The organism is Candidatus Marinarcus aquaticus (assembly GCF_004116335.1).
GTDB lineage: Bacteria > Campylobacterota > Campylobacteria > Campylobacterales > Arcobacteraceae > Marinarcus > Marinarcus aquaticus.
The window spans coordinates 53,609-78,806 of the sequence record NZ_PDKN01000002.1 but is presented as its reverse complement, the minus strand read 5'-3'; the positions used below and the strand labels follow the sequence as shown (position 1 = coordinate 78,806).

The 25,198-nt window shown below is 34.5% G+C and carries 29 protein-coding genes; 10 read left to right on the top strand and 19 right to left on the bottom strand.

Annotated features, from left to right (window positions below):
* Positions 1 to 4 precede the first annotated feature (4 nt).
* The 6 genes from CRV04_RS03065 to CRV04_RS03040 form a co-directional block, all read right to left on the bottom strand.
* Positions 5 to 961 (bottom strand): HD-GYP domain-containing protein, encoded by a 957-nt coding sequence (locus CRV04_RS03065; RefSeq protein WP_128995273.1) that lies wholly within the window; start codon positions 959 to 961, stop codon positions 5 to 7.
* Between the two features lie 200 nt (positions 962 to 1,161).
* The gene (thiD, locus tag CRV04_RS03060) at positions 1,162 to 1,971 is read right to left on the bottom strand and encodes a bifunctional hydroxymethylpyrimidine kinase/phosphomethylpyrimidine kinase (protein ID WP_128995271.1); all 810 of its coding nucleotides are present in this window, start codon (positions 1,969 to 1,971) and stop codon (positions 1,162 to 1,164) included.
* A 66-nt stretch (positions 1,972 to 2,037) separates the two neighbouring features.
* Positions 2,038 to 3,465, bottom strand: coding sequence for a phytoene desaturase family protein (locus CRV04_RS03055; RefSeq protein WP_128995269.1), 1,428 nt, complete (start codon positions 3,463 to 3,465; stop codon positions 2,038 to 2,040).
* Between the two features lie 65 nt (positions 3,466 to 3,530).
* Complete coding sequence (locus CRV04_RS03050; protein WP_228126456.1) at positions 3,531 to 5,636, bottom strand: PAS domain S-box protein; 2,106 nt, start codon at positions 5,634 to 5,636, stop codon at positions 3,531 to 3,533.
* A gap of 159 nt (positions 5,637 to 5,795) precedes the next feature.
* Complete coding sequence (locus tag CRV04_RS03045; protein WP_128995267.1) at positions 5,796 to 6,560, bottom strand: TIGR02757 family protein; 765 nt, start codon at positions 6,558 to 6,560, stop codon at positions 5,796 to 5,798.
* A complete protein-coding gene (locus CRV04_RS03040; protein ID WP_128995265.1) occupies positions 6,557 to 7,267 on the bottom strand; it encodes an SIR2 family NAD-dependent protein deacylase in 711 nt (236 codons plus the stop codon). Before CRV04_RS03040 ends, CRV04_RS03045 begins: the two co-directional genes overlap by 4 nt.
* 64 nt (positions 7,268 to 7,331) lie before the next feature.
* Here CRV04_RS03040 and CRV04_RS03035 point away from each other — a divergent pair, with 64 nt between their 5' ends.
* Entirely contained in the window at positions 7,332 to 8,153 is an 822-nt protein-coding gene (locus CRV04_RS03035; protein ID WP_228126455.1) for an SDR family NAD(P)-dependent oxidoreductase, read from the top strand.
* On the opposite strand, the gene CRV04_RS03030 is transcribed toward CRV04_RS03035, so the two are convergent.
* The 6 genes from CRV04_RS03030 to CRV04_RS03005 all read right to left on the bottom strand — a co-directional run bounded on the left by CRV04_RS03030 (position 8,150) and on the right by CRV04_RS03005 (position 11,959).
* Positions 8,150 to 8,545 (bottom strand): hypothetical protein, encoded by a 396-nt coding sequence (locus tag CRV04_RS03030; RefSeq protein WP_128995261.1) that lies wholly within the window; start codon positions 8,543 to 8,545, stop codon positions 8,150 to 8,152. The genes CRV04_RS03035 and CRV04_RS03030 overlap by 4 nt on opposite strands.
* A gap of 14 nt (positions 8,546 to 8,559) precedes the next feature.
* Entirely contained in the window at positions 8,560 to 9,111 is a 552-nt protein-coding gene (locus tag CRV04_RS03025) for a DUF2589 domain-containing protein (RefSeq protein ID WP_128995259.1), read from the bottom strand.
* Between the two features lie 10 nt (positions 9,112 to 9,121).
* Positions 9,122 to 9,376: a hypothetical protein gene (locus CRV04_RS03020; RefSeq protein ID WP_128995257.1), complete on the bottom strand. Its 255-nt coding sequence runs from the start codon at positions 9,374 to 9,376 to the stop codon at positions 9,122 to 9,124.
* A gap of 59 nt (positions 9,377 to 9,435) precedes the next feature.
* Entirely contained in the window at positions 9,436 to 10,029 is a 594-nt protein-coding gene (locus CRV04_RS03015; protein WP_128995255.1) for a DUF2589 domain-containing protein, read from the bottom strand.
* 106 nt (positions 10,030 to 10,135) lie between these two features.
* Positions 10,136 to 11,446 (bottom strand): TAXI family TRAP transporter solute-binding subunit, encoded by a 1,311-nt coding sequence (locus tag CRV04_RS03010; RefSeq protein ID WP_128995253.1) that lies wholly within the window; start codon positions 11,444 to 11,446, stop codon positions 10,136 to 10,138.
* Between the two features lie 9 nt (positions 11,447 to 11,455).
* Complete coding sequence (locus CRV04_RS03005; RefSeq protein WP_128995251.1) at positions 11,456 to 11,959, bottom strand: lysozyme; 504 nt, start codon at positions 11,957 to 11,959, stop codon at positions 11,456 to 11,458.
* Between the two features lie 114 nt (positions 11,960 to 12,073).
* On the opposite strand from CRV04_RS03005, the gene CRV04_RS03000 reads away from it, so the two are divergent.
* Positions 12,074 to 12,754, top strand: coding sequence for a response regulator (locus tag CRV04_RS03000; RefSeq protein WP_164969110.1), 681 nt, complete (start codon positions 12,074 to 12,076; stop codon positions 12,752 to 12,754).
* A 33-nt stretch (positions 12,755 to 12,787) separates the two neighbouring features.
* On the opposite strand, the gene CRV04_RS02995 is transcribed toward CRV04_RS03000, so the two are convergent.
* From CRV04_RS02995 to rsmD, 3 genes are all read right to left on the bottom strand, one after another.
* On the bottom strand, positions 12,788 to 13,222 hold the full coding sequence (locus CRV04_RS02995) for a hypothetical protein (protein WP_128995247.1): 435 nt from the start codon (positions 13,220 to 13,222) through the stop codon (positions 12,788 to 12,790).
* A gap of 67 nt (positions 13,223 to 13,289) precedes the next feature.
* Positions 13,290 to 14,090, bottom strand: a complete 801-nt coding sequence (locus CRV04_RS02990) for an ABC transporter permease (RefSeq protein WP_128995245.1) — start codon at positions 14,088 to 14,090, stop codon at positions 13,290 to 13,292.
* Between the two features lie 9 nt (positions 14,091 to 14,099).
* On the bottom strand, positions 14,100 to 14,690 hold the full coding sequence (gene rsmD, locus CRV04_RS02985) for a 16S rRNA (guanine(966)-N(2))-methyltransferase RsmD (protein ID WP_128995243.1): 591 nt from the start codon (positions 14,688 to 14,690) through the stop codon (positions 14,100 to 14,102).
* Positions 14,691 to 14,823: 133 nt separating this feature from the next.
* Between rsmD and CRV04_RS02980 the strand changes: the two genes are divergently transcribed.
* On the top strand, positions 14,824 to 15,312 hold the full coding sequence (locus tag CRV04_RS02980; RefSeq protein WP_128995241.1) for a DUF4405 domain-containing protein: 489 nt from the start codon (positions 14,824 to 14,826) through the stop codon (positions 15,310 to 15,312).
* Positions 15,313 to 15,385: 73 nt separating this feature from the next.
* Complete coding sequence (locus CRV04_RS02975; protein ID WP_128995239.1) at positions 15,386 to 16,225, top strand: aldo/keto reductase family protein; 840 nt, start codon at positions 15,386 to 15,388, stop codon at positions 16,223 to 16,225.
* 59 nt (positions 16,226 to 16,284) lie between these two features.
* Here CRV04_RS02975 and rny read toward each other — a convergent pair whose 3' ends face one another.
* Positions 16,285 to 17,826: a ribonuclease Y gene (gene rny / locus CRV04_RS02970; RefSeq protein WP_228126477.1), complete on the bottom strand. Its 1,542-nt coding sequence runs from the start codon at positions 17,824 to 17,826 to the stop codon at positions 16,285 to 16,287.
* 41 nt (positions 17,827 to 17,867) lie between these two features.
* On the bottom strand, positions 17,868 to 18,407 hold the full coding sequence (locus CRV04_RS02965) for a 5-formyltetrahydrofolate cyclo-ligase (RefSeq protein WP_228126454.1): 540 nt from the start codon (positions 18,405 to 18,407) through the stop codon (positions 17,868 to 17,870).
* A 61-nt stretch (positions 18,408 to 18,468) separates the two neighbouring features.
* Here CRV04_RS02965 and CRV04_RS02960 point away from each other — a divergent pair, with 61 nt between their 5' ends.
* The 6 genes from CRV04_RS02960 (at position 18,469) to CRV04_RS02935 (ending at position 23,635) form a co-directional block, all read left to right on the top strand.
* Positions 18,469 to 19,026: a TlpA family protein disulfide reductase gene (locus CRV04_RS02960; protein WP_128995235.1), complete on the top strand. Its 558-nt coding sequence runs from the start codon at positions 18,469 to 18,471 to the stop codon at positions 19,024 to 19,026.
* Positions 19,026 to 19,958: a signal recognition particle-docking protein FtsY gene (gene ftsY, locus CRV04_RS02955; RefSeq protein WP_128995233.1), complete on the top strand. Its 933-nt coding sequence runs from the start codon at positions 19,026 to 19,028 to the stop codon at positions 19,956 to 19,958. Before CRV04_RS02960 ends, ftsY begins: the two co-directional genes overlap by 1 nt.
* Positions 19,959 to 19,970: 12 nt before the next feature.
* Positions 19,971 to 20,864: a cache domain-containing protein gene (locus tag CRV04_RS02950; protein ID WP_128995231.1), complete on the top strand. Its 894-nt coding sequence runs from the start codon at positions 19,971 to 19,973 to the stop codon at positions 20,862 to 20,864.
* The gene (locus tag CRV04_RS02945; RefSeq protein ID WP_128995229.1) at positions 20,861 to 21,523 is read left to right on the top strand and encodes a response regulator transcription factor; all 663 of its coding nucleotides are present in this window, start codon (positions 20,861 to 20,863) and stop codon (positions 21,521 to 21,523) included. Before CRV04_RS02950 ends, CRV04_RS02945 begins: the two co-directional genes overlap by 4 nt.
* Positions 21,507 to 22,631, top strand: a complete 1,125-nt coding sequence (locus CRV04_RS02940) for a sensor histidine kinase (RefSeq protein WP_128995227.1) — start codon at positions 21,507 to 21,509, stop codon at positions 22,629 to 22,631. Before CRV04_RS02945 ends, CRV04_RS02940 begins: the two co-directional genes overlap by 17 nt.
* A gap of 77 nt (positions 22,632 to 22,708) precedes the next feature.
* Positions 22,709 to 23,635 (top strand): c-type cytochrome, encoded by a 927-nt coding sequence (locus CRV04_RS02935; protein WP_128995225.1) that lies wholly within the window; start codon positions 22,709 to 22,711, stop codon positions 23,633 to 23,635.
* A 35-nt stretch (positions 23,636 to 23,670) separates the two neighbouring features.
* Here CRV04_RS02935 and CRV04_RS02930 read toward each other — a convergent pair whose 3' ends face one another.
* Complete coding sequence (locus tag CRV04_RS02930; RefSeq protein WP_128995223.1) at positions 23,671 to 24,222, bottom strand: YqiA/YcfP family alpha/beta fold hydrolase; 552 nt, start codon at positions 24,220 to 24,222, stop codon at positions 23,671 to 23,673.
* A gap of 11 nt (positions 24,223 to 24,233) precedes the next feature.
* A complete protein-coding gene (locus tag CRV04_RS02925; protein ID WP_228126453.1) occupies positions 24,234 to 25,115 on the bottom strand; it encodes a DMT family transporter in 882 nt (293 codons plus the stop codon).
* Positions 25,116 to 25,198: the final 83 nt, after the last annotated feature.

Here is a 25,198-nt window from a genome sequence, read left to right as displayed (position 1 = left end):
TTATTTAAATATCTTTATACCCCATAAACTGTATAAATTCTCGTAAATGATAAATAGACAAATCGTGCATCATCTCTTTACACATGATTTGAAAGGCACTAAAAGTACTCATTCTATCTTTATAAGTACGTCGCGTAGTTAAGGCATTAAATACATCACAAATAGAGACTATTTTAGCAAACTCAGAAATTTCATCTGCTTTTAACCCTAAGGGGTACCCTTTTCCATTACACTTCTCATGATGTTGGGCAATCGCAGTTAAAAGTCTGATATCGGTCTCACCCAAATCACGCAAAATTTTCACACTAAAAACAGGATGGTCCTTGACAATTTCAAATTCATTTTTGGTCAGTTTTCCATGTTTGGTGATGATTCGACTGTCAATCTCTTTTTTCCCCAAATCATGCAACATGGCAGCTTTACCTAAAACCTCTAAATCCTCTTTGGTAAAGTTCAAATAGATACCAAATGCAATAGCATACGTTGCTACATCAATACAGTGCGTATAGGTATAATAGTCATATGTAGTGACTTTAAGCATAGAGTACATCGCTTTATACTCACTGAGCATCAGTTTAATGGTATTATTAATCACCTTATCTATTTTAATCAAATTTTCTGATGTCACATCGCTTTCAAAAAGATCATTCATGGTCTCAATAGCAATATGGTTGATTAAAGTCGCTTTGGAGTCTAAATCGACTTCATCGTTATCTAAAATTTCTGAAATATTTTTTTGTATGTATTGTTGATAATAGTGTCGTTCACTTGATTTAATAAAGACAGGGGTCGTATCTCTCAAAAATGAGGTGTCAACAGTAGGGTCAAGAAGCTGCTCTTTTTTTAATATTAAACCAAAAAGTTTTTCATCCACTTGTCTGTACAATGAATAAGGGTAAGAATCACCCTCTTTTAAAATATCTTTTACTATGGGAGTAAAGATATAACTTTTCTGATTCATAATATCTTCTTTATTTCTACAAATTGAATTGTTTCTATTGCTTAATATTATACCATTTTAGAAGCAAGAAGTATAGCAAAAAAGTACACTTTGGAGACTTTTTTAAAAATTTTTAAAAAAATAAAACAATCTAATAATTTAATAAATTATTAAGATACAAAAAGTATGTTTTATGGAAAATAATTTTCTTTTAATAACCCTTATGTCTTTCTATTTTCTTCTCTTTTTTCTTTGATAAAACAAATTTCTGCTGCTTTTTTATGTGCAATAGGCCCTTTCCCATGACCAATATGGGGTGCATTTTTAATGCCCAAATAGATAAACTTTTTTGATAAAGCAATGGCTTCTTTAAGTTCTTTGCCCAATGCCAAATTTGCAGCAATGGCACTTGAAAAACTACAACCTGTGCCATGAGTATGGCTGCTTTGTAAAAATGGCGTATCAAACTGAATGGTTTTTCCATTTTTATATAACGTATCAACCGAACGGTCATGCCCATTAATATGTAACTTTTGATTTTTAATCACCACAGCACACTCATCAAATCTGCTCATTTTTTTTGTATCAAAACCATCAGAAAAAAGCATTTTTGCTTCATATAAATTCGGAGTAATAAGCGTGCTGTAGGGGAAAAGTGTTTTTAAATTCTCTATGGCATCATCACTGAGAAGTTTTACATTGCTTTTAGAGATACAAACGGGATCCAATACCACTGGAATATGCTCGACTGTTTGTAAAAATGCTTTGATGACATCAATGACGTCATTGGAAAAAAGCATACCAATTTTAATCGCTTTTACATCAAAATCATTCATAACAGCCTCTATTTGAGCTTTTACAAACTCAGGCTTTATTTCAGAAATAGCATTCACACCTGTCGTATTTTGTGCAGTTAATACGGTCAATACACTGCACCCAAACACACCAAAGGCTTCAAAAGTTTTTAAATCGGCTTGTATGCCTGCTCCACCACTGCTGTCACTGCCTGCAATACTTAAAACAACGTTCATACTTCTCCTTTATTTACAAGTAGTATGGTAGTGACATTTTCTTCAGTATGCCTTTAATTAAACAATCTAAAATCTTCTTTTAAGTTCTTCTTGTAAAACCTCCACACCCAAAGCCACACCTGGCCACCCTTGACCTGCAAACACCGAATCACCGACATGATACACCCCTTTAAAAGGCGTTGTACAAGCAGGAAATCTCAACATATTCTCTATGGTTAACACGTGTCCTCCACAATTGCTTCGGTTGATATAACGCTGAAATGTCTTTGATGTGGCTGAGAAAAAACTCTCAATGTGTTCTGCTTTAAGTGTTTCAAAACAAGCTAAAAACTCTTTAATCATTTGTGTTTGTGTACGATGTTTTTGCACTTCATAATCGCTGATTGAGAGCTGTTTCCAAAAGTTTACATTTGTATGCATGGATATGGTCACACTGTAGCCATCTTTACTCAGAACTGTATCTTCACTGTCTGAAAAAGAGACAAACATCGCTTGTGATGTGGTATGCGCAATTTGCTTATTGAGTATGAGTTGATAATGGTGCAAAAATTTCTCTTTGCTTTTAATTTTCAAATAGACCACAAACGCACTTTGTTCATGAGCATGAAACTGTTCATAAAAAAGATATGAATCATAATCATCAAAAAGTTTAAAGCTCTCAAAAATGGGCAGATTTATCACCACATTTTTTGTTTGATACTCCTCTTTGCGTGTTTTCACTAAAAGTACATTTTTATGTTTCTCTATTTTCAAAACCTCTTCATTTTTCTGCACATTCAAAGGTTCAAGCAACTCTTTGAAAATTTGTCCCATTCCATTATTGACATAAAAGACATCATGAAAAGGATAACTTAATCCCAAAGCCATACTTAAAAGAGGAATATTTTTAGAACTGCTTTGCACCGTAATAAGAAGTTGAGCATCAATAAAAGCTTGGTACTCTTTAGAGATATTAGGCAACACTTCATTGATATACGATGATGCCTCTTTAAAAAGCAGGTTTTTAAACGTACCATATAGCTCCCAAACACATGACAATGTCTTTTGATAGGCTTTCAAAGAGTGCTTTGCATAATGCACGGATTTTAGTTGCCAAAAGAGTTCATCGAGTGTTTTGATTGTTTCCCAAAAAAGTCGATTGTTTGGATGATAATAGACCTCATCCAGTGCTTTTAAAAACGTCTCAAAATCTTTAACTCTGTCCAGTACTTTACCGTTTTGAATGGTTCGAATAGCAATGGAACTTCTTTTTAGATTGGGTGTATAACCCACCTTATCAAAAATACGTTTTAAAGGATGGTTCTCTTCATACCCCACTAACGTTGTAGCACCCGTATTATAATAATATCCATGATGTTTAAAACTGCTCGCGCAACCTCCTAAGTTTGGTTCTTTTTCAAGTATGAGTGTCTCTTTATCTTGGTTAAGTACACCTGTAAGTGCACCACCCATACCCGAACCTACGATAATCAAATCTTTTATATTTGAACTCATCTTCTACCTTTCACACCCATACAGTGTGTCATGCTGTATCACATCAACATAGAGCATCATTTTATTTACTCTATTTTATCTTGATATTTATCTCGTATTGCCTTAAAAGAGTCCACATGATCAAAAAACAGATCCACTAAATTGGGATCAAAGTGTTCTGCCCGTTCTTCTTTTATAAGTTTGAAAATATCCTCATCTTTCCACGCTTTTTTATAACATCGGTCACTTCCCAAAGCATCAAATACATCTGCAAGTGCAGTTATACGTCCAAATATATGAATATCTTCACCTTTAAGTTTTCTTGGATAGCCTGTTCCATTCCATTTCTCATGATGTTCTCGTGCAACAATTGCTGCTGCTTTTAAGACTTCTCGCTTTGAATTTTTTAAAATGTTGTACCCAATAGTTGAGTGTGATTTCATTATTTTCCACTCTTTTTCATCAAGTTTTCCTGGTTTATGTAAAATTGCATCAGGAATGCCTACTTTTCCAATGTCATGCATTGGACTAGCAGTAAAAAGGATCTCACACTCTTTTTCACTTAAACCAGAAAGCTTTCCAAGAAGTTGAGAGTACTCAGCAACTCGTTTAACATGATTGCCAGTCTCTTTGCTTCTTGTTTCCCCTATTTCACCCATTTTATACACAATCTCTCTTTGAGTGGCTTCGAGTTCTTCATGTAACTCAACAACAGGTGTAATGTCTTTTCGTATACTCATATACTCTAAAATTTCACCTTTAGCATTTTTAATAGGCACCACCGTAGCTATTGAGTGATACACTTTTCCTTTCTTATTGATATTTTTAAGTTGTCCTTTCCATATCTTTCCTGCTTCAATGGTTTTCCACATGGCATCAATGAAACTCTTTTTTACATCATCGGGACGTTTAATGATATTATAAGGTTGACCAATAAGTTCCTCTTTTCTATAACCACTTATCTCATAAAACATCTCATTGGCATAGGTGATTTTTCTTTGGGTATCTATTCGTAAAATAATATTGCTTTGTTCAATCGCATCTTCATAAAGTTTTGAAAGGTTCATCACTTCATTGAAGTTTCCTCGTGTGATGTTATACTGCTTTTGAAAATACTCTTTGGTTCGTTCCACATCAGTAATATCTGTGCGAATACCAATATACTCTATGATCTCTCCATTGGCATTAATTATGGGATTAATGATGGTTTGTACCCAATAATCACTGCCATCTTTTTTTCGGTTTTTAACTTTACCTTTCCAAGGTTGTTTCAACTCTTTAATGGTGTACCACATATCTTTAAATATTAAAGGATCCATATCAGGATGTCGGACAAGATTGTGTGCTTTGCCTAAGAGTTCTTTTTGAGTGTAACCTGAGATTTTACAAAATGCTTCATTGACATAGGTAATCATACCTTTAGGGTCTGTTTTAGAGACAATACTGCTACGATCAACTGTACTTTTGTACTGTTCTAACAATTGAGTGGAACATTTCAATTCCCACGCTTGTTCACTGTTTTCAATACTTAACTCAATTTTAACCACTAGCTCATCGAGCAAAAGAGGCTTTCGCAGTATATCTACGACTCCACTTCGAAGTGTATTTTTAATAAATTGTGCTGAAATATGTGAAGCAGTTGAAACAATCAAACTTACCCCCAACTCTTCAATTAAGTGATTTCGATTTTGAATAAAAAACTCATATGTCTTTTCATTAAGTTCTAAGTCCAGTAATACCATATCAATAGTGTGTTTTTGAACCAATTCAAGCACTTCATTATTGGATTGAGAAGTTAATACTTCAAAATTACGATTGATTAAAGCCAACTCTATTTTTTTGAGTGTTTGTTCATCCTCAGAAGTTACCAACACCGTTTTATAGCTGTTTTTTTCAAAACGTTCTAACAAATTGGGTAAGTTTTTTATTTTTGATTCAATATCGTATTGAGTACCAATGACTTCAATGATGCGATTTGAAAGCAATAACGCTTCATCAATTAACTCCAAAGAGTCATCAAAAATAATTTTTTTAACGTGTTTATAATTTTTTTGTTCAATAAGACTTGTAAACTCATTGCTTTTACTCCCCATTAAAAGATAATCCACCTCGTGGGTATCCAAGTAGTTATATACTTCCTTTATGTCAGAGAGTTCAACTGTATTAAACCCCTCTTTTGTAAGAGTTTTCATGACATCTTTTTGCCATGTGTTATTTTGATTGAGAACGATAATATGTACAAAAGAGGGATTAAATTGTATTCTTGATTCACAACTATTCAAATAATATCCTAATTTATTTTATTAATATTAACTCATTGTAACAAAATAATAATTAATTTTTATTTTTATTTAATATATTTTCTCCTGCCCGATTCTGTACAATGCGAAGTCGTATTTAACAGGGTCCTGCGCATCAAACTCTTTGAGTTTTTCTGTGACCAGTACGGCTGAATGTAAATCATATGTTTTTCGTTCTAACAGACCCAAATGGCGAGATACATGAAACGTATGTGTATCCAAAGGCAGAATCAAATCTTTACTCTCAACCTTAGTCCAAAAGCCTAAATCCAAGCAATCTTTTCTCACCATCCAACGCAAAAACATGTTCCAACGTTTGTAAGGGGCATTGCCCACAGTTTTTATCTGATGGAATTTATCTCTTTTCATCGCTTTAGAGAGTAGAAAATTGTAACCTTGAGACTCATATTCTGACACAGAACGAATAGCGGCAATGAGTGCATCAATGCCTTCAAGTACACTCTGCTCTTTTGAGTATGCTTTGTAAAAGATTGTTTCTAAACTTTGTTCTTGTTTTAACCTGCGCAGTGCAATAAAAATATTTTGAATATCTGCTTCATTTTGAAAACGGTAATACTTCCCTTGTAACTCTTTTTGTATGCGTTCTTCAGATTCATTTAGAAGTGAAAAATCCAAACTTTGAAGAAATTGTACAATGAGTTTTGCATTGCCATAAGCAAACAGAGCACACAACAGCATACTGAACTCATCTTCGCACGTTCGAGCAACTAATAGTGGATCAGGTTTATCCAAAGAGAGTTCACACTCTTTATTTCTGTAAGCTACTTCTAAATCTAATTGCTCTTTTAATGTCATACATATCCATTTTCAATGTAGTTTATAATATCTTGTTCAATCTTTTTAGAAGCAGTGACGGCATCTTCATAATAGATTTTTTCAAAACACTCTTCATAAATTGCATCGCTTTTCTCTAAATTGTTTAACACTGCAATATCAGCATATTGAGAGAGATAATTCACATCAATCACATTGCCACTGGTGCCAATAACCACTAACAGTCCGCATGATTGAAGCTTTTCATAAAGTTTTTCATACAGGGGTGCATGTTCACCAAAAAAGACAATATTAGGACGCAATTTTGCACCACATTTCTTACAAATTGAGTTCTCTTTTGTTTGTATTTCATACTGCACAGTCACAACCGTTTCACACTGCATACACCGTAACTCTTTTAAAAATCCATGCAAATGCAACACATCTTGACACCCTGCTTTTTCAAGCAAATCATCCACATTTTGAGTAATGACTTCAATATATTGAGAAAACTTCTCTTTGAATTGTGCAATCATTTTATGAGCGGCATTGGGGTGTTTGTCTTTAATGTCTTTACGACGTTTGTTGTAAAATTCAATCGTGTTATCATAGTTCCACTCTAAACATCCTGCCATGCAAATCTCATTGATATCATGTTTCTCCCAAAGCCCATCACGCTCTCTAAAAGTAGAAATACCACTGCTGGCACTCAAACCTGCACCACTGAAAATAATCACCTTTGCACTCATCTTGTATCCAATCTTTTTTTGTTATAATACCAAAATTTTAGTAGCTTACCATAAAAGGATTGTTTTGGCCAACATACTTATAACGGGCTGTTCAAGTGGAATTGGACGAGAAACCGCACTGTACTTAAAACAGCATTCACATCGTGTATTTGCAACCGCACGAACACAAGAAGATGTGCAAGAACTTCAAACATTGGGCTTAGAGAGTTATTTGCTTGATCTTACTCAATACGACACAATACACTCAACACTTGAAAACATTTTAGCTGTAGCAGGCAGTTTGGATGTGGTCTTTAACAATGCAGGATATGGACAACCCGGTGCCGTGGAAGATTTAACAACCGAAGTTTTAAAAGAGCAGTTTGAAAGCAATCTATTTGGTCTACATGAACTCACTTGTGCAGCTATTAAAATCATGAGACAACAAGGTTATGGCAAAATCATCCAACACAGCTCCGTATTGGGCATCATTGCGTTAAAATTCAGAGGAGCATACAATGCGAGTAAATATGCCATTGAAGGATTAAATGATACCTTACGGCAAGAACTCATGGGCAGTAATATTCATATTTCTGTGCTTAATACAGGGCCTGTTACGAGTAAATTCAGAGAGAATGCCCTTAAAAAATTTAAACAAAATATCCAAATAGAAGGAAGTGCGTTTGAAAAAGTATACAAAAATGAACTCAAAGCACGCTTAGAGAATACTCAAGACAGCACACCTTTTAACCTTCCTGCTATTGAAGTGGCAAAAGTTGTTCTTAGAATCATAGAAACAAAACAGCCTAAACCACGATATTATATCACTAAAGCCACACATCTTTTAGGAGCCTTTAAGCGTATTCTTCCTACTTCATGGTTGGACAGATTGCTCAATAAAATTTAATTTGAATCTTTTCTAATCCAAATAGATTTTTGACTCATTTTTCGGCATGGAGCAGCTTTATAGACATGATATGAAGCTACATATTGGTTGCCCTCATAATCAAACTCACTTACATGCGTCAACTGACCTTGTTTCGTTAACTCATTAAGAGGTAAATCATACAACCTGACAAGATAATGCCATTTATAATCTGAGGGTGAAGCATGATAATTACCCACAACCACAGCTGAACGATTTTGACTCTGAGTAAATTTTTCATCTATTATTGAACAATGTGTTTGAAAGGCTGTTGTAAACTCCGCTTGTTCATCATTTGGCACCTCCCAAAAAAGAACCTCAGCGCAAAGGTTCAAACCAATAAACAGACACATAACTAGAATATTTTTTTTCATACTAACTCCTTTATTTAAAATGGAAAACTTTTAACGATATGATCGTTGATTCGGGCAAAGGTTTCGGGTACGTCTGAATTCTCAAACTCAATTTCGATTTTTGCCATTCCTGCATTTTTATTGCTTCCTGTTAAATCAAGCTGAATTGGCCCTTTGGGAGAGTTATCGCTTGGTTTTTCAATTTGTTGTTGCCCATCTTTTGTTTGAAAATAACGAAAAAAACCCTTCTCTTTTTTTTGACTCTCATCCACACCTGTGATTTTGGCTTCAAAGCTGACTTTCATATTCTTAATTTTGATCGAACTTGGAGGGTTCAAAGCGATTAAAGGGATGGCAACATCATGATAAACAATTTGGTTTTCGGTTAAAAAAGGGAGTTTAACATCCACATTTTTAGGCATACCTAAATCCTCAATGCTGATTCCCTCTTGTTCCATGCTCTCTTTATTTTTATTCAAATAAAAATAACGTCCCAAGGCACGCATGTGTTGCTGTTCTGAAATTTTTTGAGCTTCAATGACTGAATTATGAATTGCTTTGAGCACATTATCTAAAAAAATAGCCATGATAATCCTTTTATTGTACTTCTCTTGGAAAACCAATATGATACGTTGTTGATTGCATAGTCAATTGGTGTTCGCCCACTTGAAAAATGCCAAAACTCACATCTTTTCCTATAAGTTTACCTTTGGGATACCCATTCAAATAATCATTTAACTTTTTAATTTGTTCCTCTTTTTTTTCATCGGTCATTGGACTATTTGGATCGATATTACCAACTGTTATACGTTTTATACACTTTACATCTGAAAGAGCAAATGGTGTATCCACACTGACTCCTTTAAAAAGGGTACATCACTGTACCCTCTGTTTTTTGCTTTGCATTTATCTTATGCCGCTTTTTCTTGTTTTTTACTCTCTTTGTTTTCGGGTAATCCTTTGGGAACAATCGCTTTGTTCATGATATCAAGCACACGCGCAAGCCCTTCTGGCATACCATGATCTACAGCTTTGACTTGGACATGATATTTTGCAGATTTATCAGTACTTCGGGTGTTTTCTTTATGAGAAGAGACTGAACCTGAGACAGAAGCTTTAATGCTCACGGGTCCCCAACCTGCAGATAATTCAGCTTGAAAACTTCCTTCTTTGCTGCTGGATTCTTTTGATTGTTCAGAAGTTTTAATCTCCATATCAAACGTGATATCCACCATGTCCACTTTTAAACTTGGAATTTGTACAACTGCGAGTAAAGGAACATCGATATCGACTTTTTTCTCGACTCCTTTATCGGTCATAACGTTGTAAGCAAATTGTGCTGTTCTTACCGTTTTAGTACCATCTTTTTCTGTGATGAAACCCACTGAATCAATAAACTCAGCCGTCGTTCGTGCTAACTTTAAGTTAGAGTCGCATGCAGCTGTTAAAGGAGCTCCAATTAAGGACTCCATTGGTAAGCCTTTGAATTCTTCACCTAATGCCATCTTACATCCTTTGTATTAAATTACTTAGACAAAATGTCGACATTTCATTGAATAAGCAAACACATTGTGTCATATGAAAATTTGAGTTAAATTTGTTATTTATAGTTTAAGATAAGCCATACAACTCATGTTGATACTCTACAAAATGGTTATGAACCATTTTTTTACTTAATAATGTATCTCGTAAACCATCAAGTTTTAAAAGCAAATCATAATATTGATGTGTATAAAAAAAATAAATGACACAGCTGTGTTTAATAATACGTTTTAAAAGTTCAATCTCCTCTAAGATATACTCTTTTTTATTCTCTTTTTCATTGTTGATTTTGCGATCCAACAAATAGATTTGATTCTCCCATGTATAAATCTTATATTTAAAATAGAGTGAATATGAGGGCAAAACCACTTTTATAAAAATAATCAAAATAGGAATCAAAGGCACAATGACAACCAATAAGGCTTCAATCAAAGAGGAAAACCAAAATGGAAGATATTTTTCTGCCCATGTTTCTCCTTTTTTTAAATAGGCTTTGGTGTGTTCACTGATGGGGATCTCTACAAATTGAATGGAGGGAAAAAAGTTTTCAGGCTCAAAGATCCCTCCATGACGGTGAATATCTTTAATATTTTTAATAATCAAGCGTTGCAAGTTATGGTTAAAATCTTTTTTCACAACCAGTGAAGCAGTTGTTACTAAGAGTTTAATATCATGATTTGGAATGTTTCTTGCCAAATCAATCACCCCTTCACTTAAGTTAACACTGTTGATATAATCAAATCTATCTCGATAAGCAAGCTTTCGATTAAAATTCATCAATTTAATGCCGTTGGTACTGAGCAACTCTTTTATGACAGGAGCTTCAGGAGATATGACCAAACAAAGTGCATCTATCTCTTTTTTTTGCAATTTTTTAACAGCATCTTGATCATGTAAAGCAAGCAATTGGTTCGATTCAATGCCATTTTGCTCAAACAATATTTGAAAAAGTTCTCGCGTTCCGCTCCCTTTTTCACCAATAGAGACTTTTTTATTTTTTAAATCGGTTAAGTACTTGACACTCAAATCATCATTATAAAAAACCCACAAAGGTTCATAAAAAAGACTCGCCATAGAAAGTAAATTATTTGTTTGAGAATTTTTTGCGGTTCCTCCTTGTACAAAGGCAATATCCACTTCCCCTTTGTTTAATAACTCCAATGCTTCTAAAGAACCTGCTGTTTGTATGATCTCTAATTGTATTCCCTCTTTTTCTAAACTTTTTTGATATTTTTTTGCATAATAGTAATATCCGCCTGATTCTCGTCCTGTTGCAATTTTAAGATTGTTGGGTATCACATTGATAAAAAACTTATAGACAAAAACCAATGCGATGAGCACTGTTAATATAACCACAATTAAGACTCTACAATACTGCATGTTCACTCTTTATATATTAAGATAGTTATCTTTCCAATCCTCTGCAAGTTCTTCAACAATAATACGAGTAAAAGAGCAAAAAAGATTGCGTTCTGAAACTCTTCTGCGCACCAATCCTTTTAACCTTGTTCCTCCTGCTTTGCTCCATTTTACGAACTCTTTGGATGCATTAAATTCATCTTGTAGATTTAAATGTTTTAACAACGTCGAACTTTTCAGATTGCCTATTCCTATATTAAAAGCAAATGACACCAAAGCTGAAAATTGATTCTCATTGATTGGAACACTCACCAACTCTTTCACACGTGCTTCAAAATGTATTAAGTCTTTTTTCAACAACACTTCTGCCTCTTCTTGCGTGATGACTTGGCCTTCATAAACAGTGCCATCTTGTCTGCTTGTATGTCCCCAACCAATTGTCCATATCCCCACACTGTCTTGATATGCTTCAAGTTTGAGTGCTTCAAAATGTTTTATCAGTTCAAGCCCTTGTTTGTTAATAGAGTATTGCATATATTACCTCCTTTATATAATGAACTCTTTTATTATTTTATTTCGCAAAAATTTGCAGTAAATTTGTTTTTCGCATCATTTTTTATACTACTATTGCCTCAAAAGGAGGGAAAAATGTTCAGAAAGAGACATTTATTGATCGTTGAAGATGAAATAATGATTGCCTTGAGCATGAAAAAAGCCTTAAAACTGTATGATCTTGAAGTCGTTGATATCGTTAAAAGTCATGATGAAGCAATGGAGGCACTCAAAAAGCATAATGTGGATTTGATTTTAATGGATATCAATATAAAAGGGAATATTGATGGTATTCAAAGTTGTAATATTATTCATTATCAATATAATATTCCAACTATTTTTGTCAGTGGTTTTTATGACTATGAAACCCTTGAACTCATACAACAAAGCTGTGCTTATGGCTATATATCAAAACCTTTTATTTATGAACAACTCTACATGCAAATCTATTTTGTCTTGAATCATCAACATGAAAACCAACCTACCCCAGAAGATAAAAAAATCACTTTGAGCGATGAGTTCTCTTTTTGTACAGAGAAACTGACCCTCTATTATCAAAACAGAGAGATAAACCTTACAAAAAAAGAGCGAATTTTGGTTTCAGTACTTTGCAAAAATAAAAACAATTATGTCTCTTATGAGAGTCTTTTTTCACAAGTATGGGAAGAAGAGGAGTTTTGCTTAAATAAAATCAGAGGTTCTATTTTTAGAATCAAAAGAAAACTGCCACTATTAAAAATACACAACAGTAAAGAGCATGGCTACACTATTCTTTGAAGGTTAAGTATCCTAAAAAGGATACTTAACTTATTAAAGTGTCATTTGTCTGAATTTAGAGAGAATATCACTGTCTGGTTCTACTGCAATATAAGTACCACTAAAATGTGCTCCATCTTGATCCCATTGACCATAAACAGTATCTGTGGCTGCCCAGACAACTCTTCTTAAACTGTTAGCAATTTTTTCAGCAGGTGTGATAATATCTTTTGTGCATTTTAATGAATGTGCCGAACAAACAATTAAAATCACTTCAAAATCGACCATTGGAAAATCTTGTTCTTGCAATAAAGCCAATAACTCATCTCCATCGCCTAACTCCTCATCATGTCCAATAATAATTAACTTTGAGTCTTCAGACAGTTCACTGAAGTTTTCAAAACCTTCTAAATACCCTTGTGAATTCACAAACCAATTCTTTGCACTTTGGCATACCTCATCATTTGATGCAATAACTACATTTGTCATATCTTTTCCTTTATTTTAAGATATGACATTATAAAAAAGGAAAATTTGAAGAAAATTTGTTGTCAGGTTATGAGTTTTGTATCTCTTTAGTATTGGCTTTACTTTGTAAAAAGTCTGAAATCTGCATCAAACTAAACGTCACTAAAAAAATAAACAAACCAGGGAAAAAACTCACCCACCATGCAATATCCATGACTGTTTTTCCACTGCTTAAAAGACTCCCCCACGACATTTGAGGAGGATTAATCCCCAATCCTAAAAAAGAGAGCCCAGACTCAGCTAAAATAGCACCCCCTACTCCAAATGTAAAAGAGATGAGAAAAATAGGAGCCAACAATGGTGCAAAATATTTAAAGATGATTTTAAAAGGACTCATACGCGAAAGTGTCAACACTTTCATAAACGGTTTATTGGTAATTGCAAAACTCTCACTGCGTATCATTCTGGCCATTCCCATCCAGCCTGTAATGGAAATAACTATAATCAGCACCAATGATGATGCTTGAATATACGACACCAATGCCAACAGTAAAAAGAAGGTGGGAAACGTCAAAAATAGGTCAATGATAATCGTAATACTTTTATCAATTTTACCTTTAAAATAACCTGCATTAATCCCAATAAAAAGCCCCAGTAGTGATGAAATGGCCGCACTTAAAAAACCAATAATCAAAGAGGTTTGTCCCCCTTGTAAAATTCGAGCCAAGATGTCTCGGCCTAATCTGTCTGTTCCAAAAGGGTATTCAAAGCTTGGAGGCAGCAAAATGGCATTGGGATTGAGTTCATAAGGAGAAACAGTATATATAAACGGCATCAAAAAAACCATTGTAATCAGCGCAATTAAAATAGCTGCTGCAAGTTTATACATACGATTCCTCTACTTTTGTTGATAGTACGTCAAAGTACTTTTACCAAATCTTTTTGATTTGTACTGTTCAAATAGTCCTAAAGTTTGTGGTACTTCGATGCTGCTTTCATGTTCAAAACAGATTAAGAAAATATTGTCGTTTTCAATTTGTTCCACCATTTTAAATGAATGTTCATAAACATCACTCATCCCCTCTCGATAATCAAACGGTGGGTCAATATAAACAACCAATTCATCCGTTGAGTTTTTTAATGAGTTTAAAATAGTAGGCAACTCTTTAAAAGTATCTCCAAAAAACGTTTGACACTTTTGTGCTTCAATGGCCTTACAGTTTTTCACCAAAATATTATATGAGTTTTTATCTTTTTCTATAAAATAGGCTCGTTTTGCATCTCTTGAGATGGCTTCAAGTCCAATGGAACCACTTCCCCCAAATGCTTCAATGAAAATTTTATCTATAATATCAAATTGCAATACATTAAAAAATGACTCTTTGAGTCGTGCTTTTGAACTTCGTGTGACATCCAATGATGGCAATTCCAGCCTTTTCCCTCGATATTTTCCTGCAATGATGTGTGTGTGTAATTTTTGATTTTTCATATACTCTTCATCTGTTTTTTTGACATTATAATCAAAACTTCATAAGGGTTAGGTTTATTAAGATTTCATTAATATAAAGTTTAACTGCTGTTATGAAAAGCTTGCTATACTTTCATTACATAAAGGAGAATAAGTGAACAAACGACAATTCAGAGAGTGGGCAACATCTCTTACAACCGTAGGATTTTTTGTAATGGGTTTAACAGGAATCATGCTCTATTTTCATATATTTAATGCCAATGTTAAACTTCTGCATGAGCTTTTAGGTTTAGCATTTATAATAATCGTATTGGGACACGTGATGGTAAACTGGAATGCCATGAAAAGTTACTTCAATAAAAGAACATTTTATACCAGTGTTGCTTTGATGTTTATTGTGACCAGTGGATTTATTGTTCAAAGTCTAAATCAACCCCCAAGTGGCAAAGCTATTATCTTAACAAGCATTATGAAAGCACCTCTTCAAGACGTCTTTAAAGTGTTAAAAGTAGATGAGAGTGAAGCTAAAAAAGTGTTAGAAGCAAAAGGGTTTGTAGTAGAATCAAACGAACATAGTTTAGAAGAGTTTGCTCAAAAAAACAACACTTCAGGATTTAACATTATTTCTCTTTTAAAACAATAACCTTCACATTTTATTTAACATTGACCTAAAGTTGCTGTGGTTATACTCTTTATAAAAAATATAAAGAGTCAGTATGAATTATCTTATAAGCAATGAAAACGTTCAAATCCCTGCTTTACTTTATGGTACGGCATGGAAAAAAGAGGAAACAGCCACTTTAGTTGAAGCCGCTTTAAAAGCGGGATTTCGAGGCATTGATACGGCATGTCAACCCAGACACTATAATGAAAAAGGTGTGGGGGATGGTATTGCACAAGCAATACAAAGTGGTTTACTCACACGTGAAGAGCTCTTTTTAGAGACCAAGTTTACGCCCAAAGAGGGTCAAGACGAAAACTCTGTTCCCTATAACCCCAACGACACTTTGTTTCAACAAGTTCTTCATTCATTTCAAGTAAGCCAAAAAAACCTGCAAACAGATTATATTGACTCTTTAGTCTTACACTCGCCTCTTTTTCCATTTAAATCTTTAATGAGTGTTTGGAGCGCTATGGAGAGTCTGTATGAAAACAAAGAGGTCAAACAACTGGGTATTTCAAACTGTTATGACCTGCAAACAATTGAGAAACTCTATACAAATGCCAAAGTCAAACCAGCAGTTGTTCAAAACCGTTTTTACAAAGATACCAATTATGATCAAAAAATAAGAGCTTGGTGCAATGAAAAAGGTATTTTATATTTGGGATTTTGGACACTTACCGCCAATCCTCATATTTTAGGCAGTGAAACTCTTTTTCATATTGCCAGAAAATATCAAAAAACACCAGCCCAACTCTTTTATCGTTATTTAACACAACGACAAATCATTCCACTCATTGGTACTACTTCAGTAAAACATATGCAAGAGGATTTGAGTATTTTTGAATTTAAACTCAATCAAGAAGAGTTGCTTCGTATAGATGCATTACTGTAGTTGCAAAAGGTATGAAACCTTTTAAGCACTAAAGTGTTTGAAGAAGCGAGTGCTTCTTCTTATCGTGCGTATGATTCTGCCCTTAACTCACGAATCACATTCACTTTAATTTCACCTGGGTATTGAACTTTCTCTTCAATATCTTTTGCAATCTCAGATGCAAGCAATACCGCCTCATCATCATTAACCAACTCTGCTTTTACAATCACACGAACCTCTCGTCCTGCATTAATAGCAAAGGCATTAATGACGCCCATTTTACTCGTAGAGATGTTTTCAACCTCTTCTACTCGTTTTAAGAAACTCTCTAAAACTTCCCTTCTCGCACCTGGTCGAGCAGCACTTAATGCATCAGCTGCACACACAGATGCACTCTCAACATTGATTGGTTCTTCATGTCCATGATGAGCATAAATCGCATTAATCACGGTATCTGGTTCATTATACCGTTTACAGATTTGTGCCCCTAAATCGACATGACTGCCTGGCATGTCATGTGTCAATGCTTTTCCAATGTCGTGCATCAATCCTGCACGCCGTGCTAAAATTGCATCACCACCCATTTGCGCAGCAAGAAGACCTGAAAGGTGCGCTACTTCAAGTGTATGCGCTAAGGCATTTTGACCGTATGAAGCTCTGTATCTCAGTCTTCCCACAAGTTTAATCAACTCTGGATGCATCGATTTAATCCCTAAATCCATCACCACATCTTCACCCTCTTTTTGGATGTTGTTGTCAAACTCGTTTTTCACTTTATTGTAAATCTCTTCAATACGTGCAGGTTGAATTCGTCCATCTTCAAGAAGTTCTTGTATGGTCTTTGTTGCCACCGCGCGTCTGTAGAGATTAAATGAAGAAATTGTAATGGTATTAGGCGTATCATCAATGATAATATCCACACCTAAAAGCATCTCTAAAGCCTTAATATTACGACCCTCTTTACCAATAATTTTTCCCTTGGTCTCTTCATCATTAATTGGAATATTGTTGATCAGACGTTCAGCTGCAAACTCACCAGCGTATCTGGTCACTGCTTGAGAAAGCATGTTATTAATCTCTTCTTTGGCGTGTTGTTCTGCCAGTTTATATTTCTTTCTAAAAATTGAAGCAATTTGGGCTCTTGAATCCTCTTTGACCTTTTCAATCATCAGCTCTTTTGCCTCTTGTTGTGTTAATCCTGAAGCATTTTCAAGTACTTTCAGTGCTTTTGAAATCTTCTCTTCAAATGTCTTTTTCTGATTTTTCAATCCCTCTTTTAGGGTTGTAATAATTCGATTTTTCTCTTCAATATCTTCTTTGGATTTTTTAATTGATGTCAGTTCGGATTCTAAATGTTCATTGAGTTCTTTCTCTTTTCGTTGAATTTTAGAAAACATATCATCGTAGTCACGTTTGGCGTGTTTAAATTCACGTTCAAACTCTTTTTTTGCTTTTATTTGTGCATCTTTTAAAATCACTTCAGCTTCGTGTTCGATTACTTTTGCTTTTGCTTTTGCTTGTTCAATATAAATATCAAATTTTGCTTTGTTAATTTTCCGTACTACATAAGCAGTAATGACGCTGCTGAAAATAGCGACAAATAATCCCTCTATTATAAACATCTCCATTTCCAAACCTTTAAAATAAACTTGGTTATTGCGACTTAACCTGTAATTATATAATCTGCTTGAATATCGTATTGATTACTTAAGATTTGGTGAGTCATACAAAGTGTTCTTTGAGTAAAAACAATAGTCGGTTGTTGTTTCAGTGCATAAAAAAATCGATCGTACATGCCTTTTCCAAAGCCGATACGCTTCCCTGCTCCATCAATTCCTACCACAGGAACAATGGCCAAGTCAATCTTTGTTTTTAAGTGTGAGTTTGATGGTTCTTTGATACCAAACTTTTTTTTGTGCAACGGCAACCTAAATTTAACTGCTTTAAAACTTTCACCTTCCATCCGTGGTACGAAAACTTCAACCCCCCTTTGTCGAAGTTTATGAATTAAAGGTAAAATGTCTACTTCTATATCCATAGGAATATACATTAAAATCTTTTTTGCATTCAGTGTCTCAATAACTTCCTGCAGTTTATTAACTATTATCTTATCTTTCTTCAAATTGTTGTATGAACTAATAAACCTTAATTTATTAATACACGATTTTCTAAAATCACTTTTACAGTGATCTTTGTTTATCATATTTAAGCCTTACTTGGGTAGAATTCAAACCCAATAAATGATTTTACCCAAAGGAATTAAAATGCAGTTTAAAAACATATCATTTTTTGTAATTTTATCTATTATTTTTTTGTTAACAGGTTGTGATTCAAAAGATCCAGAAGCAATTAAAAATGCGATTGCAAAAGAACAAGAACCAACCGTTATTGAGTTAAAAACAAACAATGACCAACTCATAAGCACTACTATTTCTAAGAATAAAATCATCTTCTCAGGGCAAGAGAACAAAGTGGTATTGCTCAACTTTTTTGCAACATGGTGTCCTCCATGTAAGGCAGAAATTCCTCATTTAAACAGACTTAGAGAGCGTTACAAAGAGCAGTTTGAAGTCATTGGTGTATTGGTTGAGAAAAGTAAAACCAAAGAGGATATGAATGCTTTTATTGAAGAGTATGAAATTCAATTTCCTGTGACCAATCATACAACAAATTTCACTCTTGCCGATGCCGTAGGTGGTGTCAAATCGATTCCAACAATGTTGCTTTTTGACAAAAATGGAACGCTTATTCGTAAGTACATCGGTATTGTTCCTGAAGAGATGTTAGAAATTGATATCAAAAAAGGGTTGGAAGCAGAATAATGTTTGGAATTTTCAAAAAAAATGAGGCAACACAAGAGAGTATTGAAAGCAGCAACGCATCAAAAAGCTTTCTCTCCAAAGCATTAGAAAAAACCTTTGACAACATCAAAAATGTCGTGCCTCAAAAAAAAGAGAAGATAGCTTTTGAAGAGGTTGAAGAGCTTTTAATTGAAGCAGATGTGGAGTATGAAATCATCGAAAAAGCCATGGATGGACTTCCTGAGATGATTACACGCCCTCAACTTCGACACCGTTTGGTCATGCTCTTTGAACATGCTCCTGAAATTGATGTGAGCAATATGCCCTCACCCTTTGTGGAACTTATTATTGGGGTCAATGGTGCAGGTAAAACCACGACCATTGCAAAGCTTGCCAATATGTACAAAAAAAGTGGGAAAAGTGTGCTTTTAGGTGCAGGTGATACCTTCAGAGCTGCAGCCATTGAGCAGTTAAGTACTTGGGCAGACAAATTGAGTGTGCCTATTATTAAAACCAAACAAGGGCATGACCCAAGTGCGGTTGCATTTGATACGATTTCATCAGCACGTGCAAAAAACATCAACCACGTCATTGTGGATACTGCGGGTCGATTACAAACTCAAACCAACTTAAGCAATGAACTTAAAAAAATTGTCAAAGTGTGTGCAAAAGCGTGTGAAGGTGCCCCACATCAAAAAATCATGATTTTAGATGGAACACAAGGCAATACTGCCATTGCACAAGCCAAAGCATTTAACGAAATGGTCGGTGTAGATGGTATTATTGTCACCAAGCTTGATGGTACAGCAAAAGGGGGCGCACTCTTTTCTATTTCAAATCAACTTGAATTGCCTATTTTTTATATTGGTATTGGTGAGCAAGCGGATGATTTAATGCCGTTTAGCCCTGATGAGTTTGTAGACTCTTTACTTGATGAAATTTATACTCAATAAGAGTACATAACGATGAACTTTTGGCGTTCTAAAACCAACAGATACTTAAGTATCATCGTTATTTTAGCCTCCATTTTAATTGGGTGCGTCTTTTACGTGCTCACACAAATTAATAATAATACCTCTCAAATCAATCAACTTGAAAATGCTCTGAACACGACTCGAAACCTCTTTGAAGAGCAGAAACGTTATGCCCTTTCACTCTCACTTCTTTTAGCAGAAGACAAAGAGATCATCGAAAGCTTTAAAGAGCAAAACCGTGATGAGAGTTTTTCCATTGTCAATAAAAAAATACAGACACTTAAGATGCTTCAAAACAGCCATTTTGAAGTACAAATTCACAACCGAAATCTGACAACTTATTTAAGAAACTGGGATATCTCTATCAAAGATGTTTTACTTCGAGATTTCAGACAAGGTTTGGTCAAAGTCAAAAAAGATAAAAAGCCCCTTGTCTCAATTGAACTGGGAAAACGTCTCAATATCAAAGCCATCTCTCCTATTATGGAAGATAATGACATGATTGGTTCACTTGAAACCATCATTGATTTTGAGTATCTCTCTTCTCAACTCAAACAAAAAGGGTACACGCTGTTTGTATTGTTGGATAAAAAACATCTTAACATTGCTACAGAACTTAAACAACAGCCCATTTACCAAGAGTATGTTGTGGTCAATGATGTTTCTCCAGTTGCACTTGAACATTTGAACTTAACTCATCTCAAAGATTATGGTTATGTTTCAACCCCACACTATTCATTCAGTTATTTTGCGTATTATGATTTAAGTCATCACAAATTGGGTTATATCTTAACGGGCATTAATAACGAAGACCATGTTCAACTTAACAGCAACTACAATAACACTGCACCGTATATATCCAAATCAAAGGTGAACATAGAATGAAACTGCTTTTACTTGAAGATGATTTCGATTATAACCAAAGTATCAAAGAGTATTTAGAGTCTTTAGGCTATGACGTGGATGCTTATGAAGATGGGCAAGAGGCTCTTGATGCAATTTATGATAACAACTACCATATTTTGATTTTAGATATTCGTGTACCCACACTCAATGGATATGAACTGGTTAAAGAGTTACGTTCAAGAGGAGATGAGACTCCAGTGATTTATATCACCTCTTTGACAGATATCAATAACTTAAGTTTGGGGTATGAGTTGGGCTGCAATGACTATTTAAAAAAACCTTTCTCCCCAAAAGAGCTGAAGTATCGACTCGAACAACTCATTAAACTCTATTATGCAAAGAGTCATCAACGACTAGAACTGCTTGAGGATTACACCTATGATGTTGTTAAACAGGAGCTTTTTAAAAATAATGAGTTGGTTTCACTGACTAAAAAAGAGAGTGAAGTGGTTTTTTGTCTGATTTCTAAACAGAACCAATACATTTCCATCGAGCAACTTCGAAGTGAAGTTTGGGATGATCGCTATATTTGTGAAGCAGATATTCGTGTCTGCATTAAAAAAATACGCGATAAAACCTCAAAAGAGTTTATCATCAACCAACGAGGTTTAGGATATAAAATTGCTCGAAAACAGTAGACACTTCATCCTGCGTATCACACTGATATACAGTGCCATCTTTTTTATCTTTATTGCCTTACCTTCATACTTCTATGGTCAACTTGAAATAGAGAATCACATCACAGCTCAACAACGTGTTTTGTTTGAACATGCACAAAAAATTCAACGTGCCATTTATGATTTTTCAACCTCTAAAAGCGATACTTTTGTTGTGCCAAAATCATTTAAGTATGAGGTGATGTTACTTGATAAACAGGACAATGTTATTTATGAAACTTCACACTTAGAGAACATCAAACAACCTGTGAGTATAGAGTTTAACCTTGCACACAACCGCTTGGGTGCGAGTAAACTGATTATCTCTAAAAACATCAGTTATCAAGAGATTTATTTAAAAATCTTCCTTTTAGTCATTTGTGTGGGACTCTTTATTGTTATTTCAAGCTTCTTGCTTATTCAAGCAAGCATTGAACCTTATAAAAAAGTCAATGAGTACTTGGATGCTTTTTTTAATGATGCCATGCATGAACTCAAAACCCCTTTGGGTGTAATACAAATGAACTTAGAGATGCTTCATGAAAAGCAACCTCACACCAAAGAGTTGCAACGCTCAATGAATGCGACTAAAAATCTTTTTTTGGTTTATGAAGACATTGAGTATTTAATCAAACAAAAAAGCGTGAATTACAATAAAGAGTGGGTAGATTTTTCTTATTTGCTTTCACAACGATTAGACCAATTTGAGAGTTTGACACATTCAAAAGAGCTCACTTTAGAAGCTCATATTCAAAAAGATGTTCAAGTTCAAATCAACAGAATGCATCTTCAACGTATCATTGATAACACTGTTTCTAACGCCATTAAATACTCTTACAAAAAAACAACCATTGAAATAAACCTAATACAAGAAGACCAACGTACCCTTTTTGCAGTGCATAATATTGGGGAAGTCATTCAAGACACCAAACGTATTTTCAATCGATACTACAAAGAAAACTCCATTAAAGGTGGGTTTGGTATTGGTTTGAATATTGTGAAAAATATCTGTGAAGAGAATAATATTCTTATTGATGTAGATTCCAGTGAAGAGCTCGGCACCTCTTTTCAATATAATTTCTTAAAATAATCTTAATTCATCTCTTTTATTGTATACATTAAAGTAACAATAATCCGTTACAATAAATCAAACAAAAAGGAGAAGTTATGAAAAAGTTGATTCTATTTCTAAGTTTAGCATCACTTATGTTTGCATTTGAGTATAAAGCTCCAGCAAACTACCCATCGGGAGAAGTGGGTGAATTGGTTAAATTAGGTGAGGATATTGTAAATAATACAGACACACATCCTTTAACAAAAGACCTTGTTGGAAATAAACTTCAATGTAAAAGCTGTCACTTAAAAGGGAGTGATGGTAAAGTAGGTACAGGTGAAGGTATTTCTAGCTGGATTGGTACAGCTGCAGCATTCCCGGCATGGTCAAAAAGAGAAAAAACAGTTCAATCACTTCAAGACAGATCAAACAACTGTTTTATGCGAAGTATGAACGGTAAACGACCTATCATTGACACAGAAGCGAGTATGGCAATTGCTGCTTATATTACGTGGTTATCAGAAGGTCATACGATTAAAATGAATGAAAAAGGACCTTGGAGTGTACACAACACCAAACTCTATCCTAAAGGGGTAAAACACTTTAAAGCGATTCAAAAAAAAGCAACTCATGCAAACTATGTAGCAGGTAAAGCAGTCTATGCTTCTCAATGTGCATCATGTCACGGGCAAAACGGTGAAGGTATTGCTGGAGCATTCCCTCCGTTATGGGGTAAAGATGCCAATGGTAACTGGTTGAGCTACAACACGGGTGCTGGTATGAGTAAACTTGATAAAGCAGCTGCTTGGGTTAAATCAAACATGCCATTGGGGCAAGGTAACAGTTTAAGTGATCAAGAGGTTGCAGACGTGGTTATTTATATGAACGCTCAAGAGAGAGCGCCATTTGATCTGAAAACAAGACTCTTACCAAAAGAAGAGATGGGTTATTACAACTCAAAAGTACTTGAAGAGAAACATACTGTAGAAACAAACTTCAAAGAGTTTGGTTTAGATTTAAAAACTATCAAAGGAGAGTAATCTTCTTTATCGAAGTGAGTTCAACTCACTTCGAACTACTTAACAAAATCTGCAATTTCATCAAAATAATCATCAATATTAACAAAACTATGATCGCCACCTTCTTGTACAATACGAGGAGCTTGTGGCAGTTTTTTTAAAGCATCTTTATAGTTTAATAACTCATCACCAGTTTGTAACAGCAACAAAAAATTTTGTTGATTTTTAAAGGTTTTGACTTCTAAAAATTTCAATGCTTGCATGTGTTCTTGTGTCACTTCAAAACTCGATAAATCAAAATAATTCGTAGCCATTCCAATTTTATCGAGCGTTTTATAGGGAGTAGTGGCAGGATTAATTAATACTGCCTTTAAGCCAAATTTATTGGCAAGATACATCGAATAATACCCACCTAAAGAGGAGCCTATCAAACTCACCTTTTCTCCTTTTTTTAAAAAAAGTTCAATGAGTTGCTCTAAAGTGTGAATGGCTAAAGATGGTACATAACTCAAAGAGGGCATGATAATGTTATCTTTGAAATGCTCTTTAAAAAGTTTGGCTTTCCCACCAAATCCACTGCTTCCAAAACCGTGAATATAAATAATCATATGATCTCCTTTTAGGATTTTTGTAAAATAATGGTTGCCATTGCGGATATAATAATACCAGGAATTACCATTGCTTGTATACTTTGTGCATTAACAACATACGCCAACAATGCCACAGCCACTGGGTTTAAATAGATATAAGACATCACTTTTGTTGGACCTAAAATCACCGTTGTTTTTTGATATAAAAAAAGCGTTAAGATAGTTGTACCTATGATCAAGTAAGTCATATGATAAAAAAGTTCACCTTCGATTTTATCCCAATTGAGTGGTTCATTTAAAACCATGGTGGCCAAAAACATCCAAATAGAACCACCAATAAGAGTACAAAACACCAGTACAATTGGATTGTCATCTCTATATAAAAGCTTCAATGAAATAGAGTAGCAACACATGCTCAGTGCTCCTAACATAAAGATATAATCTCCACTGTTCAGACTAAAAGAGAGCATCAGCGCAACATCGGCTTTAAAAACAACCCATAACGTTCCAATAAGTCCAACAATATAAACCAACAATTTTTTAAAACCAATTTTTTCTTTAAAAACAAACAATGCCAAAATTGCTGTAATAAGTGGCACGAGCGTATACAGTGTTCCTGTGTTCAACACTGTCGTACTTTTCAGCGACTCAAACAGTGCCATAAAATAAAGGGAGTAAAAAAGACTTATTATCATCGCTCTTGGCATCGTTGATAGAATCTTAGCACGAAATGATGACCGGAAGATAACAAAGGGTGCAAGAATAATCAGTGAGAAAAAAAACCGATACAAAGTGAGTGAAAACGGGTTCACTACTTGTGCCAATTTTTCAGAAGCAATAAACGACCCAGCAACTAAGAAAGTGGCCAATAGTACATACATGTGTGCTTTAAAAGGGGAGATTTTGTTCAAAACAGACCTTAAGATATTACAAATTGAAATGTTTTTGTTCGCTTAACAAATATTTTTGTATTATACCAACATAAATAGAAGGT